General features: G+C 69.1%; 14 protein-coding genes. 6 read left to right on the forward strand and 8 right to left on the reverse strand.

The genetic code is table 11. The features are described 5' to 3' along the window. Positions 1–67: 67 nt before the first annotated feature. From ACIA58_RS39740 to ACIA58_RS39750, 3 genes are all read right to left on the reverse strand, one after another. Complete coding sequence (locus tag ACIA58_RS39740) at positions 68–226, reverse strand: hypothetical protein (protein WP_396409040.1); 159 nt, start codon at positions 224–226, stop codon at positions 68–70. Positions 227–532: 306 nt separating this feature from the next. Continuing rightward, a complete protein-coding gene (gene meaB, locus ACIA58_RS39745) occupies positions 533–1,489 on the reverse strand; it encodes a methylmalonyl Co-A mutase-associated GTPase MeaB (RefSeq protein WP_396409041.1) in 957 nt (318 codons plus the stop codon). A gap of 31 nt (positions 1,490–1,520) precedes the next feature. Continuing rightward, positions 1,521–2,735: an acetyl-CoA C-acetyltransferase gene (locus tag ACIA58_RS39750; protein WP_396409042.1), complete on the reverse strand. Its 1,215-nt coding sequence runs from the start codon at positions 2,733–2,735 to the stop codon at positions 1,521–1,523. A gap of 126 nt (positions 2,736–2,861) precedes the next feature. On the opposite strand from ACIA58_RS39750, the gene mce reads away from it, so the two are divergent. From mce to ACIA58_RS39775, 5 genes are all read left to right on the forward strand, one after another. Next, positions 2,862–3,293: a methylmalonyl-CoA epimerase gene (mce, locus tag ACIA58_RS39755; protein WP_396409043.1), complete on the forward strand. Its 432-nt coding sequence runs from the start codon at positions 2,862–2,864 to the stop codon at positions 3,291–3,293. Between the two features lie 52 nt (positions 3,294–3,345). Beyond that, a complete protein-coding gene (locus ACIA58_RS39760; RefSeq protein ID WP_396409044.1) occupies positions 3,346–4,260 on the forward strand; it encodes an anti-sigma factor RsbA family regulatory protein in 915 nt (304 codons plus the stop codon). A 143-nt stretch (positions 4,261–4,403) separates the two neighbouring features. Continuing rightward, positions 4,404–5,735: a crotonyl-CoA carboxylase/reductase gene (gene ccrA / locus ACIA58_RS39765; RefSeq protein ID WP_396409045.1), complete on the forward strand. Its 1,332-nt coding sequence runs from the start codon at positions 4,404–4,406 to the stop codon at positions 5,733–5,735. A gap of 94 nt (positions 5,736–5,829) precedes the next feature. Next, on the forward strand, positions 5,830–7,869 hold the full coding sequence (locus ACIA58_RS39770; protein ID WP_396409046.1) for a transposase: 2,040 nt from the start codon (positions 5,830–5,832) through the stop codon (positions 7,867–7,869). Beyond that, positions 7,866–9,257 (forward strand): AI-2E family transporter, encoded by a 1,392-nt coding sequence (locus ACIA58_RS39775; RefSeq protein ID WP_396409047.1) that lies wholly within the window; start codon positions 7,866–7,868, stop codon positions 9,255–9,257. The genes ACIA58_RS39770 and ACIA58_RS39775 overlap by 4 nt, the downstream gene beginning before the upstream one ends. A 35-nt stretch (positions 9,258–9,292) precedes the next feature. On the opposite strand, the gene ACIA58_RS39780 is transcribed toward ACIA58_RS39775, so the two are convergent. Beyond that, positions 9,293–9,934 (reverse strand): hypothetical protein, encoded by a 642-nt coding sequence (locus ACIA58_RS39780; protein WP_396409048.1) that lies wholly within the window; start codon positions 9,932–9,934, stop codon positions 9,293–9,295. Between the two features lie 261 nt (positions 9,935–10,195). Then, entirely contained in the window at positions 10,196–10,957 is a 762-nt protein-coding gene (locus tag ACIA58_RS39785) for a phytanoyl-CoA dioxygenase family protein (protein WP_396409049.1), read from the reverse strand. Between the two features lie 75 nt (positions 10,958–11,032). On the opposite strand from ACIA58_RS39785, the gene ACIA58_RS39790 reads away from it, so the two are divergent. Next, positions 11,033–11,797, forward strand: coding sequence for a helix-turn-helix domain-containing protein (locus ACIA58_RS39790; RefSeq protein WP_396409050.1), 765 nt, complete (start codon positions 11,033–11,035; stop codon positions 11,795–11,797). On the opposite strand, the gene ACIA58_RS39795 is transcribed toward ACIA58_RS39790, so the two are convergent. The 3 genes from ACIA58_RS39795 to ACIA58_RS39805 all read right to left on the reverse strand — a co-directional run bounded on the left by ACIA58_RS39795 (position 11,750) and on the right by ACIA58_RS39805 (position 13,885). Next, entirely contained in the window at positions 11,750–12,295 is a 546-nt protein-coding gene (locus ACIA58_RS39795) for a GNAT family N-acetyltransferase (RefSeq protein ID WP_396409051.1), read from the reverse strand. The two genes, ACIA58_RS39790 and ACIA58_RS39795, sit on opposite strands and share 48 nt — an antisense overlap. After that, positions 12,292–13,050: a carbohydrate deacetylase gene (locus ACIA58_RS39800; protein ID WP_396409052.1), complete on the reverse strand. Its 759-nt coding sequence runs from the start codon at positions 13,048–13,050 to the stop codon at positions 12,292–12,294. The genes ACIA58_RS39795 and ACIA58_RS39800 overlap by 4 nt, the downstream gene beginning before the upstream one ends. 88 nt (positions 13,051–13,138) lie before the next feature. Beyond that, positions 13,139–13,885 (reverse strand): PIG-L deacetylase family protein, encoded by a 747-nt coding sequence (locus ACIA58_RS39805; RefSeq protein ID WP_396409053.1) that lies wholly within the window; start codon positions 13,883–13,885, stop codon positions 13,139–13,141. Positions 13,886–13,893 lie beyond the last annotated feature (8 nt).

Here is a 13,893-nt window from a genome sequence, read left to right on the forward strand (position 1 = left end):
CGTTGTGTGACCCCGTACAGCCAAGTGTCCCGCACGATCGCTCGCAACGGGACACGTGACCGGCAGATCAGCTGAACAGCGCGGTCAGGAACGTGATGACGCTCCCGAACGCATCACCAACGGCCGAGAACGCGCCGCCCACCGCGTTGGCGGCGTTCGTCGGCTGAGTGAACAGATAGAAGCCGGCAAAGGCGATGAGCGACCAGATCAACAGCTTCTTCGGCATGTCGCCACTCCTTGTTCCTAACCACTCGGTCGACTGTGTTGGAATTTGTATCACGGACCGTCACCAATTGTCACTGACTGAACACAGCCCACCGCACAATGCTCACCAGCTACAAGGTCCATTCTGTAACGGATTCGGGGGCATGGCACCCACCGGCGCGCCGCCCCGAGACGCCGATCGGGCCGCGCCGCGGAAATCCTGCGGCATTTGCCCGAATTCGGCACAACTTCCGGTGAACGGAAAGCGAAGACACAATGTGACACTGCGTGGTCGAGTGTTCCATGACGTTCTTCGGCGAGACAGACGTCACAAAGCCGCGATCAACTCGTCCGCCGCAGAATACGGGTCGGTGCCGCCGTCGGCCACCTTGGCCGCCAGTACGTCGAGCCGCGCGTCGCCGTGCAGGTGCGCGAACCGGGCCCGCAGCGCCGTCGTCGCGATCGCCTCGATCTCGTCCCGCGCCCGCGACTGCCGGCGTTCGGTCAGGACGCCGTTCCCGCGCATCCAGACCAGCCGGTCCTCGATCGCCTGCACCACCTCGGCCACCCCTTCATTGCGGGAGGCAACCGTCTTCAGGATCGGCGGCGTCCAGGCGCCCTCGGCCCGCTCGGCCAGCGCCAGCATCGAGCGCAGATCCCGCGTGACCGACTGGACACCGTCCCGGTCGGCCTTGTTCACCACGTAGATGTCGCCGACCTCGAGGATCCCGGCCTTGGCCGCCTGGATGCCGTCGCCCATCCCGGGCGCCAGCAGCACCAGCGTCGTGTCCGCCATACCGGCGATCTCGACCTCGGACTGCCCGACCCCGACCGTCTCGACCAGCACCACGTCGAACCCCGCGGCATCCAGCACCCGCAGCGCCTGCGGCGTCGACCACGAGAGTCCGCCGAGATGCCCGCGCGATGCCATCGACCGGATGAACACCCCACGGTCGGTGGCGTGGTCCTGCATCCGCACCCGGTCCCCGAGCAGCGCACCGCCCGAGAACGGCGACGACGGGTCCACCGCGAGTACGCCGACGCGCTTGCCGGTCTCGCGGTACGCCGAGACCAGCGCCGACGTCGACGTGGATTTGCCGACGCCGGGCGAACCCGTGATGCCGACGATGTGCGCGTGCCCGGCGTGCGGTGCCAGCGCGGCCATCACCTCACGCAGCAGCGGGGACTCGTCCTCGACCAGCGAGATCAGCCGAGCGACCGCCCGCGAGTCCTCCTCGCGGGCGCGCTCGACCAACTCGCCGACCGGCGCGGTCCGTCGCGGCATCAGGCTCCTCGTCGCTGGATCGGGCCCGGCATCAGTTCTGCGTCGACTTTTGCGGCACCCGGACGATCAGCGCGTCACCCTGGCCGCCGCCACCGCACAGCGCGGCCGCGCCGACGCCACCGCCGCGACGGTTCAGCTCGAGGGCCAGGTGCAGCACCAGCCGCGCGCCGGACATCCCGATCGGGTGGCCGAGCGCGATCGCGCCGCCGTTCACGTTGACCTTGTCGTCGCCGACCTGCAGCTCACGCGTGGACGCGATCCCGACCGCGGCGAACGCCTCGTTGATCTCGATCAGGTCGAGGTCCGCGGGCTGGATGCCTTCCTTCTTGCAGGCCTTGGCGATCGCGTTGGCCGGCTGGCTCTGCAGCGTCGAGTCCGGCCCGGCGACCGAGCCGTGCGCGCCGATCTCGGCGATCCAGCTCAGGCCGAGCTCCTCGGCCTTCGCCTTGCTCATCACGACGACAGCGCAGCCGCCGTCGGAGATCTGCGACGCCGACCCGGCCGTGATCGTGCCGTCCTTGCCGAACGCCGGCCGCAGCCGGGCCAGCGCCTCCACCGAGGTGTCGCCGCGGACGCCTTCGTCGCTGTCGACCACGATCGGGTCGCCCTTGCGCTGCGGCACCTCGACCGGCACGACCTCGTCGGCGAACACGCCGTTCTTCCAGGCCTCGGCGGCACGCTGGTGCGAACGGGCGCTGAACTCGTCCTGCTCCTCGCGGCTCAGCTTCAGGCCGGTGTTGTTCGCCTGGTCCGTCAACGCACCCATGGCCTGATCGGTGAACGCGTCCCACAAACCGTCGTACGCCATCGAGTCGACCAGCGGCACGTCGCCGTACTTGAAACCCTCGCGGGACTTCGGCAGCAGGTGCGGCGCGTTGGTCATCGACTCCATCCCGCCGGCCACGACGATCTCGTACTCGCCGGCGCGGATCAGCTGGTCGGCCAGGGCGATCGCGTTCAGCCCGGACAGGCAGACCTTGTTGATCGTGATGGCCGGGATGTCCATCGGGATCCCGCCCTTGGCCGCGGCCTGACGGGCGGTGATCTGACCGCCGCCGGCCTGCAGCACCTGGCCCATGATCACGTACTCGACCTGGTCCGGCGCGACGCCGGCCCTGGCCAGCGCGCCCTTGATCGCGAAGCCGCCGAGCTCGGCGCCGGTGAAGCCTTTGAGTCCGCCCAGCAGCCGCCCGATCGGGGTCCGCGCGCCGGCGACGATAACGGTGGTGTTCCGCGTGTCAGACATATCGTCACGATACCTGCGGCGGCACTGGTACGCCGCTGCCCGGACGCGTCAGACGGGTCACACGGATGGTGTCGGCTGGGCCACTTTCGATGGCCTCCTGGCATCGGTCTGCGCCACGCTGGCGGGATGGATCAGCTGTTCGACGCGATCGACCATGTCGGCATCGCGGTCGCCGACTTCGACGAGGCCGTGCGGTACTACGCGGACGTGTTCGGCATGACCGTCGCGCACGAGGAGATCAACGAGGAACAGGGCGTCCGCGAGGCGATGCTGTCGGTCGGCGACTCCGGTTCCTCGATCCAGTTGCTGGCGCCGCTGTCGGACGCGTCGCCGATCGCGAAGTTCCTCGACCAGCGCGGCCCCGGCATCCAGCAACTCGCCTACCGCGTCAGCGACCTCGACGCGGTCTGCGGAGTACTGCGCGAGCGCGGCGCCCGGCTGCTGTACGACGAACCACGGCGCGGGACGGCCGGATCGCGAGTGAATTTCGTTCACCCGAAGTCGGCCGGCGGCGTACTGGTCGAACTCGTTGAGCCACCGGCGCAGAACAGCCGGTGACGGCGCGCGCTGACACCCTCCTCGGTTGCCCCGGGCGGACTACTCTGTTCAGGTGCTGAGGGACAGCGCCACCGACTCCTTGCACGGTGCGCCGGCCGGGTTCAAGCACGACGCCTTCGTCCACGGATCGGACGAGGAGTTCGTGCTGCGCGCGGCTGCGTTCGTGCGCGAGGGCCTGGCGGCGGGGGAAAAGACCGTGGCCGTGCTGCCGCCGGAGCGGATCGCGGTCATGCGCGACGCCCTGGACCGGCCGGCCTCCGACGAGCTGACCGTCGTGGACGCGACCGTTGCCGGGGGCAACCCTGCGCGGCTGGTCCCGTTCTGGCGGGCGATCCTCGAGCAGCATGCCGGCCGGCCGGTGCGAGGTCTGATCGAGGCGGCGTACCCGGGTCGGCGCGCGGCGGAGTACGACGAGGTCCTGCTGCACGAGGCGTTGAGCGACATCGCTTTCGCCGCGGACCGTTCGTTCCGGCTCGTCTGCGCGTACGAGGCCTCGGTCGGGATCGATCCGACCGCGACCCATTCCGGCCGGAGCGACCTGGGAGCCCTTGCGGACAAGACGTTCCGGACCGCGCTGGCCGACGTACCGGATCGCGCCGAGAGGTGGGAGTTCGGGGCGGACGAGCTCGGGCAGGTGCGGCAGTGGGTCGGCGGGCAGGCGTCCTCGCACGGGGTGTCGCGGGACCGGCTGGAGGACCTGGCGCTGGCGTTGCACGAGATCTGCACGAACAGCATCCGGTTCGGCGGCGGCCGCGGGGCGCTGGCGGTGTGGATCGCCGACGGTGCGCTGATCTGCGACGTGACCGACCGCGGCCGGATCGACAACCTGCTCGTCGGCCGGGTGCTGCCGCCGCTGGACGGGCTCGGCGGCCGGGGCGTCTGGCTGGCGAACCAGCTGTGCGACCTGGTCCAGCTGCGATCCGGCGACGACTTCACCCAGGTGCGGCTACGGACCGGACTGCGGTAAGACCACTGACAACGGTGGACTGGTGGAGTGACGGTCGTCTCAACCGTCGCTCGCTGTGTTACAGGGCACAGCCAGGCGTGCATACTCAGCGGTAAGTTCCGCTCACCGCGTTGACCTTGGCCGCCGTTGCAGGAGGTACTTCCGTGAAGCAGATCCTCGAAGCGATCTTGTCCGGCGACACCGCCGCCGTGGGCGAGCTCGACGTACCGGAGCACTATCGCGGCATCACCGTGCATGCCGACGAGGCGACCATGTTCGAGGGTCTGGACAGCAAGGAGAAGGATCCGCGCAAGAGTCTGCACCTGGACGACGTGCCGACGCCCGAGCTCGGCCCGGGCGAGGCGCTGGTCGCGGTGATGGCGAGCGCGATCAACTACAACACCGTGTGGACCTCGATCTTCGAGCCGGTGTCGACATTCTCCTTCTTGAAGCGGTACGGGAAGCTGTCGCCGCTGACGGCCCGTCACGACCTGCCGTACCACGTGGTCGGCTCCGACCTGGCCGGCGTCGTACTGCGGACCGGGCCCGGCGTGAACGCGTGGAAGCCGGGCGACGAGGTGGTCGCGCACTGCCTGTCGGTCGAGCTGGAGTCGCCGGACGGGCACAACGACACGATGCTCGACTCCGAGCAGCGGATCTGGGGATTCGAGACGAACTTCGGCGGTCTCGCCGAGCTGGCGCTGGTGAAGTCGAACCAGCTGATGCCGAAGCCGGCCCACCTCACCTGGGAGGAGGCCGCGTCGCCCGGGCTGGTGAACAGCACGGCGTACCGGCAGTTGGTGTCCGCGAACGGCGCCAACATGAAGCAGGGCGACGTCGTACTGATCTGGGGCGCTTCCGGCGGACTCGGGTCCTACGCGACGCAGTTCGCGCTGAACGGCGGGGCGATCCCGGTCTGCGTGGTGTCGTCGCCGGAGAAGGCGGAGATCTGCCGGGCGATGGGGGCCTCGCTGATCATCGACCGGTCCGCCGAGGGGTACAAGTTCTGGAAGGACGAGCACACCCAGGACCAGAAGGAGTGGAAGCGGTTCGGAGCGCGGATCCGCGAGCTGACCGGCGGGGACGACCCGGACATCGTGTTCGAGCACCCGGGCCGGGAGACGTTCGGAGCCTCGGTGTACGTCGCGCGGCGCGGCGGGACGATCGTGACGTGTGCGTCGACGTCCGGATTCATGCACGAGTACGACAACCGGTACCTGTGGATGAACTTGAAGCGAATCATCGGCTCTCACTTCGCCAACTACCGCGAGGCCTGGGAGGCCAACCGGCTGATCGCTCGCGGGATGGTGCACCCGACGGTCAGCAAGGTCTACTCGCTCGAGGAGACCGCACAGGCTGCGTACGACGTCCACCGCAACCTGCACCAGGGCAAGGTCGGCGTCCTCACCCTCGCCCCGTCGGAGGGCCTCGGCGTCCGCGATCCTGCCCTGCGCGCCGAGCACGCGGACGCAATAAATCGCTTCCGTAACAGGTAGTTGTCCACAGCACTCGATTGGCTGGTTTCGGGTGGGTTCTGACAGGCTTATGGTGGGGGATTCACGCTGAGCCGCCAGAAGGGAATCTCGGGAGATGCCTGACGAGTCGAGCCTGCCGTTCTTCGACCGCACGGCGACCGCGGCCGGGGGCTTCCCGGTCAGTCGCCGTGGGTACGACAAGCAGGCCGTGGACGATTACGTCCGCGCTTTGGAGATGCAACTCGTCCAGGCACGCAACCGCGCCGACGAGCTCCAGCACAGTGTCGCGCCGATGCAGCACCAGCTCGAGGAGACGCGGCGCCAGCTCGAGGCCAGCGCCAACCCGTCGTACGCCGGACTCGGCGACCGGGCCGCGCAGATCCTCCGGCTCGCCCAGGACCAGGCGTCCGAGGCGCTCGAGGAGGCCAAGCGCGAGGCCGAGGAGCTGCGTGCGAACGCGGCCAAGGAAGCCTCCGCCGCGCGGGCGACCGGTGACCGTGAGGCCGAGGACATCCGGACCGTCGCGCTCAACGAGGCGGACAGCATGCGGCGGACGGCCGAGGGCGACGCGGCCGAGGTCCGGCGTACGGCCGAGACCGAGGCGGCCGAGGTGCTGCAGGCAGCCCGGCGGAAGTCGGAGCAGCTGCAGCTGACGGCCGAGTCGCAGGCGAGCACGCTGAAGAACGGCGCGCTGCACGAGGCGGAGAAGATCCGGACCGCGATCCAGCGCGAGTCGGCGGCGCTGCGGGCGCGGCTGGCGGACGAGCGCGAGCAGCAGGCCAAGGAGCTCGCCGACAAGCACCAGCAGATCGCGGCCGACACCGACAGCCTGACCACCCAGATGAAGGAGGCCGCCGAGGCGTCCGAGCGCCGGGTGGCCGAGGCGACCGAGCAGGCCCGCAAGATCCGTGCCGAGGCCGAGGAGTCGGCCGAGCGCACCCTGTCCCGCGCCCGGCGCGAGGCCGAGCAGCTGCTCACCACCGCGCGGACCCGCGCCGAGGCCGAGCTGGCGAACGCGGCCGACGAGGCGGAGCGGTCCCGGACGGTCGTCGCCCGCGAGACCGAGCGGCTCGCGAAGCGCCGCGACGGCATCCTCACCCAGATCGCCGGGCTGAACGAGATCGCCAGCAACATCGCCCGCCAGGCCGCCGAGCTCGACTCCGAGACCGCGGCTGGGCCCTACGTCAACCCTTTCGCCCGACCGAACACCGGCCCCACTGGTGGCACCGCCACCACCGCTAGCGCCGGCAGCCCGTTCGCCTCGGACCCGGCCGACAGCTCCTACGCCCCCAGTGCGCCGAGCCCGGCAGACAGCCCATTCAACTCCGGAGCTGCGTCGTCGGGCGACCAGGCGTTCAACGCCGGTCCTACGTCGCAGGGCGACCACGCGTTCAACTCCGGTGCTACGTCGCAGGGCGATAACGCGTTCAGCTCGGGTGCGTCGACGTCGCCGGACAGCGGGTTCGGCGACGATGCGGCGGAGTCCGGGCTCGGCTCGGGTACGGCGGGATCGTTCGCGCCTGGATCGGCTGAGGACGACAACCCGTTCCCGGGGGCGACGCCCGCCGCCGGTGGGTACGCGCCGTCGAGCCCGTCGGGTGCCAGCCCGTTCCCGGGTCAGTCGTCGTACCAGGACGAGGAGGAGGACGAGGAGGGACCGTTCACCGGCTCCAGCCCGTTCGTCGGGATCGGCGCGGGTGACGCCCGCGTGGACGAGACCCGGATCGACACCGCCCTGCGCGTCGACCCCAAGGACACCCCTGACCTCGCCGGGAAGACCGCAAGCAAGACCGCCGGCGGTCCCGCCGACACCGACTCCCCCACGAGCCCCGCGAGCTCGAATGGCCGCTCCACGTCGAATTCCACCGCCGGCTCCGACACGGACGCCGACGCCAAGTCCGACGCCAAGTCCGACGCCAAGTCCGACGCCAAGTCCGACGCCAAGTCCGACGCCGCTGGTTCGGACGACGAGGACGAGCCGAAGGATGCGACCCGGGTCGACGAGTTCCGCCTGGATGACCTCGCGAACGAGGAGACTCGGGCGCACACGCGGTCGGCCGGCTCGGCGAAGTCCTCCGAGGGCAAGTCGTCCGCGGACGACGCGAAGACCGATGCGGCCACCTCGAGCGCGCGATCCCCGAAGGACAAGATGTGACGCCACCCGGCGACGACAGCTCCACAGCGACTGACCCGGACCTCGCCGAAGCTACTCGCGAAGCGAAGACCGCCGCAGCGCAGGCCGAAGCCGCCGCCGGCAAGAGCGAAGACGCCGCAACCGAAGCCGCGACGTCCGCGCAGCAGGCCGACACCTCGGCCGACAAGGCAGACGAGTCCGCGCAGGAAGCCGACACCTCGGCCGACAAGGCAGACGAATCCGCGCAGGAAGCGGATGATGCTGCCGACAAGGCCGAGGCGGCCACCGAGAATTCGGAGGACGCCGACCAGGACATCGCCGACGAGCTGCTGATCGAGGAGCGGCACCCGTCCGTCGGCATGGGCGTGCCCGGCCCGCCGATCCGCCGTGGGAACCCGTTCACGTTCGGGTTCTTCGCCGCGCTCGGCGTACTCGTCGCCTGGGGCCTGTGGAACGCACTCGGCCAGGCCCGTTCGGTGCTGATCCTGCTGCTGGTGTCGATGTTCATCGCCGTCGGCCTGAACCCGCTGGTCGAGTGGTTCATGCGCCGCGGTGTGAAGCGCGGCCTGTCGGTCGGCCTGGTGTTCGTGCTGATGATCCTCGCGGTCGTCGGCGTCGGGTTCGCGATCGTGCCGGTCGTCACCGACCAGATCAACAGCCTGATCAAGAACGCGCCGGGCTACCTCGACCTGCTGGAGAAGTCGAAGACGCTCAACCAGCTGAACGACAAGTACCACTTCATCCAGAAGGCCCAGGACTACATCCAGGACCCGGCGCTCGCCCAGCGTGCGTTCGGCGGCATCCTCGGCGTCGGCAGGGTGGTCGCCGGGGCGCTGTTCAACACGTTCACGATCCTGGTCCTGACGCTGTACTTCCTGGCGTCGCTGCCGTCGGTCAAGCGGGCGGCGTACAGCCTCGTCCCCCGCACCCGCCGTACCCGCGTCTCGATCCTCGGCGACGAGGTCCTCGGCCGGGTCGGCGGCTACGTGAGCGGCCAGTTCATGGTGGCGCTGTGCGCGGGCGTCTGCATGTTCATCTTCCTGGAGATCATCGGCCTGCGTGACTACGCCGTGGCGCTGGCGATCGTGGTGATGTTCTGCGACTTCATCCCGATGGTCGGCGGCCTGATCGGCGTGGTCGTGGTCGCGCTGATCGGCTTCACCGGCGGCCTGTGGACCGGCCTCGGCTGCCTGATCTACGGCGTCATCTACCAGCAGATCGAGAACTACGTCGTAGCCCCCCGCATCATGCGCCGCGCCGTAGACATCCCCGGCGCCGTAACCGTCATCGCCGCCCTCCTCGGCGGCGCCCTCCTAGGCGTAGTAGGCGCCCTCCTCGCCATCCCCTCCGCCGCCGCCATCCTCCTCATAATCCGAGAAGTCTGGGTCCGCAAAGCCGACGCCTCCTAGGATCCGCAGTCGCGGCTGCCGCTCGGCCGTTCCGTTCAGGAGGCCGAGCGCCTGGTCGCGGCGGGTCGTTTGGGTGATCGGACACGAGGACTGGTCTTCTTCCGGGTCGGATGGTCGCCGTCGTGCGGGGCCGGGCGCGTGGCCGCGGACTTGCTCTCGGGTCGGGTCGTGTTCGGCGTGGTGACTTCGACCAGGCGTACGGCGCGGCCGTTGGCCAAGGGGATGACGAGGTCGTGAGTGAACTCTTGGCGGGACTTTCGTATGGCCTTCGCCGACCTGGCGCCACTGGCCTCGGCGGCGGCCTGGACCAACTGCGAGACGCGTTGGTGGGAGATTCCGAGCACGCTGCTGACGTCTCTCACCGGGACGCTTGCGCCCGTCAACGCCGATGCGACCTCGCGGGTGAGCTCCGCGACCAGCGCTTCGAGCTCCTTCGCGCGGCGACGCAATCCGTCGACGAGGACCTTCGCTTCCAGCAGATCCTGCCCGTCGGCTGCGATCCCCGTGACTTCGACCGCGACCCGCGAGAGCGGAACGTCGGTCGTCACCGCGATGTACTCGCGAGCCATCTGCTCGACCTCGTCCAGCCGGCGGGCCTGGGTCAACCCGTCGAGCTCAGGCACCGCCACCATCCACCAGCGGCCATCGCGCTCGACCGTCACCTCGTAGGTCTTCACTGGTCCGTCCCCTCACATTCAGCGAGTGCCTTGCCGGCCTTCCGCACGACTCCCGGCGAGATCATCCGATGACCATCCGGCAATGCGAACGTGTGCTGACCACAGGAACACTCGTACAAGCTGTGCGACCCTTCCGTCCTGACCTGCCGCCAACCAGCGTCCTTGAACGCTTCACGACCTTCCGTGTCGGCTGCTCACTGACCATGACTTTAGTCTAGGGAGATAGACACTTTCAAGGCAAATCAGCTAGACGGATGCTGGTCAGTTGGTGACGTCGAGGATGAAGTGTTGGGCTGGGGTTAGGCGTTTGTAGGTTTCGACTCGGATGTGAGCCTGCTGGTCCAGTTGTTGGGGTAGGTGGCGGAGGGCGAAGTAGGAGTGCATGGCGCGGCGGGGGCGGTCCGTGTGGTTCTGGGTGCCGCCGTGCCAGAGGTGGCTGTTGAAGATGACGACGGTGCCGGCTTTGCCAGTTAGCTGGACTTGGTCGGGGTGGGGGGCGGCGGGGTCGGGCATTTCGTCGGCGGGCATGGTGCCGCGGCGGTGGGAGCCGGGGACTACGCGGGTGGCGCCGTTCTCGGGGGTGAAGTCGTCGAGGAGCCAGATCGAGTTGCAGACCTCGTACTCGCCCGGTCGAACGGGATGCCCCGAGTCCGCGTGCAGCGCCTGGTGACCCTCGCCGGGGAGAGCGGCGCGGCTGTTGAGGGACGAGAGTTTGAACTCGCCGAGTACGTGCCGCATCGCGGCCAGCACGCGCGGATGACTGAAGCAGACCTCGAACTTCGGATCCTTGTTGACCAGGTCGGCGAGCCGGTCGGTGCCCTTCTCCTGATGCACCTCCAGGCCCGCTCGGTCGCCCTCCGCCGCGGTGAGTTCGGCCAGCCGTTTGTTGAGTGCTGACACCTCCTCCAAGCTGAGGACGCCTTCCAGCGGCAGGTACCCGTCGCGGTCGAGTTGGTCCTTCTCGGCCTGGGTGAGTACGTCGTCGGTCACGCCGAGATCCCGCAGCGCGGTCGTCATATCCATCGCCATATCCGTCAGGGGCTCCTTCCCAAGATGCACGAATCGATGCCAGCATCGATCCGGCGTACCCAGGAAACAATGCAGAAGGCGACAGCGCTTATGCACAAATCGCTACGACTGCTCGGTGCCGGCGTCCACACCGCGGCGCCCGGCAAGGACTACCCGTTGCACGCCCACACGTCGTGGGAGCTCGTGTACTACGTTCGCGGCCGGATCACCTGCCCCGTCGGCGAGGAGACGTACGCCGCCACGCCGGGCACCGTACTGCTGACTCCGCCGAGCACGTGGCATGCCGAGCAAAGCCGCACCGGCTACGCCAACCGCTTCCTCCAGGTGGACGCCGGCGCCGCCCACCCTTGGCCGCGCCTGTGCTACGACGACGCCGACCACACCCTGGGCCGCGTGTTCGACGCCTTGGTCCGCGAGAGCAACGGCGAACTCCGCGCCCTGCTCTTGTCCGAGCTCGACCTCCGCCTACGCCGTGCGGCCGCCACCCCGCCCACAACCCCGGCCGAGCAACTGGTCCTCGAAGCAGAGCGCATCTTCGAGGAACGCTTCGCCACCGGCCTCCGGATCACCACCGTCGCCGCCGATCTGGGCATCTCGCCGTCCGGCCTGCGAGCCGCGTTCACCCGCCTCCGCAACACCAGCCCGCAAGCCGCGCTCCAAGCGGTCCGCCTGCGCCACGCCCTCGCCCACATCCGCAACTCCACGCTGCCACTGCAGGCGATCGCCGACCTCACCGGCTACCACTCCGTCAGCCACCTGACCCGCCACATCAAGGCAGCGACCGGCTCACCGCCCGGTGCCCTCCGCACGGCCGAGTTCGTCCTTGAGCAGTGAGCCGATCCACGCGTCGACGCGCTGCCCCCGATGTACGAGTCGCTTCCGCAACTGCCCCTCCATCACGAAGCCGGCCTTCTGCGCAACGCGGCGCGAGGCCTCGTTGCCGATCTCCGCACGCCACTCGATGAGCTCCAGGTCCGTCGCCTCGAACGCCCACCGGCACACCGCCCACACCGCCTCGGGCGCGACGCCCCGACCGCGCGCCGCCGGGGCGGTCCAGTAGCCGACCTCCGCCGTACCGTCGCCTCGCATGCCGAGCCCGACGCGCGCCAGCCGCTCGCCGGTCGCGGCGTCCTCGACCACGAACTCGGCCCGCTGACCACTCGCGCCCTGCTCGATCGCGAGGTGCTCGACGAAGAACTGCGCATGCTCCATCAGGTACGGCGAGGGCACCTGGACGTACTGCTGGAGCGCCGGATCCTGCGACACCTCGAACACCCACGCGACGTCATCCATCGTGAACGGCCGCAAGCGCAGGCGCCCCGCAGCGATCACGCGAACGCGGCGCGGACCGTCGTGAGTTCGATCCCCCGCTCCTCGATCGCCTTGCGGATCTCGGGGTCGGTGACGATCGCCTGGTCCGACAGCCGGTACTCCTCGGCCCAGCGATACGTGTCCGAGCCGGGCTTGTGGAGCGCCGCCAACTCGGGCTGGGCAGCGGCGCAGTGCGTGACGAGGAGATGCACCCCCGGCGTCAGGTTGTCGAGGTACTCCATCACCCACGGCTTCTTCTCCGCCGCGTCCCGATCGCTCAACGTCTCGATCGACCCGAACCGCTGCGACTCCACCGCCCCGTAGATGAACGGCTTCCCCGCCGCACTCGAGACCTCGTCGTACGCCGCGGGCGTCGCGGACTGCCCCATGTGTACGTCGAGGTAGTCGATCGTCAGCCCCTCCGCCGCGAACTTCGCGACCTGAGCCGTCAGCTCGCCCACCGAGTCCTCCGGGGTGATCGACGCCTGCGCCTCGGCCACCGTCCGCCGGAACGTCCCGTCCTCCCCCACCAACGAGGCCCCGTCCGTCAACGGCCGCCACCGCAGGAAGTCCCACTCACACGTCAGCGTCTGATGCACCCCCAACGGAATCCCGAACTCCCGCGCCAGATCAGCCGCCTCGGTGAACCAAGGACAAGCCGCCATCGTCGACGCCTGCGTCAGGATCCCCTCCCGGAACGCCTGCATCGTCCCGACGTTCACCGCATGACACATCCCGAAGTCGTCACCCTGCACAACCAACCGAAACTCAGCCACGCCCACTCCACTCATCCGCCGACAGAGCCACCTACGACCGTACTTCCTACCGGAGCGCGGGACCGAGGATCTCGCAGGTATCTCAGTTCTACGGGCCGGCGAGTTTGGTGATCTCGGGGGCCTGGTTGGTGTGGAAGGCGCAGGCTCGGGGATAGGAGGCCAGGCAGCCCCGGGTGGTCATGAGGGCGGTGTAGTAGTCGATGTACCGGAAGCCGTAGGTCTCGCCGCGAGCGAAGGCCTGGTGGCGGATGGCGGAGACCCAGCGGTAGAAGGCCTCGTCGGGGATGGGGACGTAGAGGGACGGGGTGAAGCCCTCCATGTCCTCCCAGTTCTCCGCGTGGAGGAAGCTGCGTACGCCGTGGCGCGGGAGCTCGGCCAGCTTCGCGGCCAGCGCGGGGTACGGGGTCACGGCGGCGAAATCGTCGGTCGGATCGATGGGCAGACCGGCCAGGAAGCGGGCACGCTCGGCCAACACGGCCGCGTTCTCGTGGTCGCTGTGGATGGAGTGTTTCCAGTGGGTGATGATCGTGTCGGGCTGCTTCTCGCGGATGATCCGGGCAAGCTCCAGCGCCACGTCGTCGCCGGCAGGCAGGAAGCCGTCGCTCTGGTCGAAGACCACGAAGTCCGCGCCGATCGCGTCCGCGAACGCGGTACCCTCGGCGATCTTCTGCTTCTTGTACTCCGCCGGCGACATCCGCGGGTGACCGCGCTCGCCCGGCGTCAGCGCGACGATCGTGGCCGACGCGCCTTCCAGGATCAGCTTGGCGAGCGTCGGCCCCGCGGTCAGGTCCATGTCGCCGATGTGCGCCCCGATGGCGAGCACATTTCTGTTCACAACGGTCT

This window comes from Kribbella sp. NPDC051586, assembly GCF_044453965.1.
Classification (GTDB): domain Bacteria; phylum Actinomycetota; class Actinomycetes; order Propionibacteriales; family Kribbellaceae; genus Kribbella.

What these genes read in the sequence shown, in the direction of transcription:
- ACIA58_RS39740 (WP_396409040.1), bottom strand. Translation starts at nt 226, where the DNA reads ATGCCGAAGAAGCTGTTGATCTGGTCGCTCATCGCCTTTGCCGGCTTC.
- meaB (WP_396409041.1), bottom strand. Translation starts at nt 1,489, where the DNA reads ATGCCGCGACGGACCGCGCCGGTCGGCGAGTTGGTCGAGCGCGCCCGC.
- ACIA58_RS39750 (WP_396409042.1), bottom strand. Translation starts at nt 2,735, where the DNA reads ATGTCTGACACGCGGAACACCACCGTTATCGTCGCCGGCGCGCGGACC.
- mce (WP_396409043.1), top strand. Translation starts at nt 2,862, where the DNA reads ATGGATCAGCTGTTCGACGCGATCGACCATGTCGGCATCGCGGTCGCC.
- ACIA58_RS39770 (WP_396409046.1), top strand. Translation starts at nt 5,830, where the DNA reads ATGCCTGACGAGTCGAGCCTGCCGTTCTTCGACCGCACGGCGACCGCG.
- ACIA58_RS39785 (WP_396409049.1), bottom strand. Translation starts at nt 10,957, where the DNA reads ATGGATATGACGACCGCGCTGCGGGATCTCGGCGTGACCGACGACGTA.
- ACIA58_RS39790 (WP_396409050.1), top strand. Translation starts at nt 11,033, where the DNA reads ATGCAGAAGGCGACAGCGCTTATGCACAAATCGCTACGACTGCTCGGT.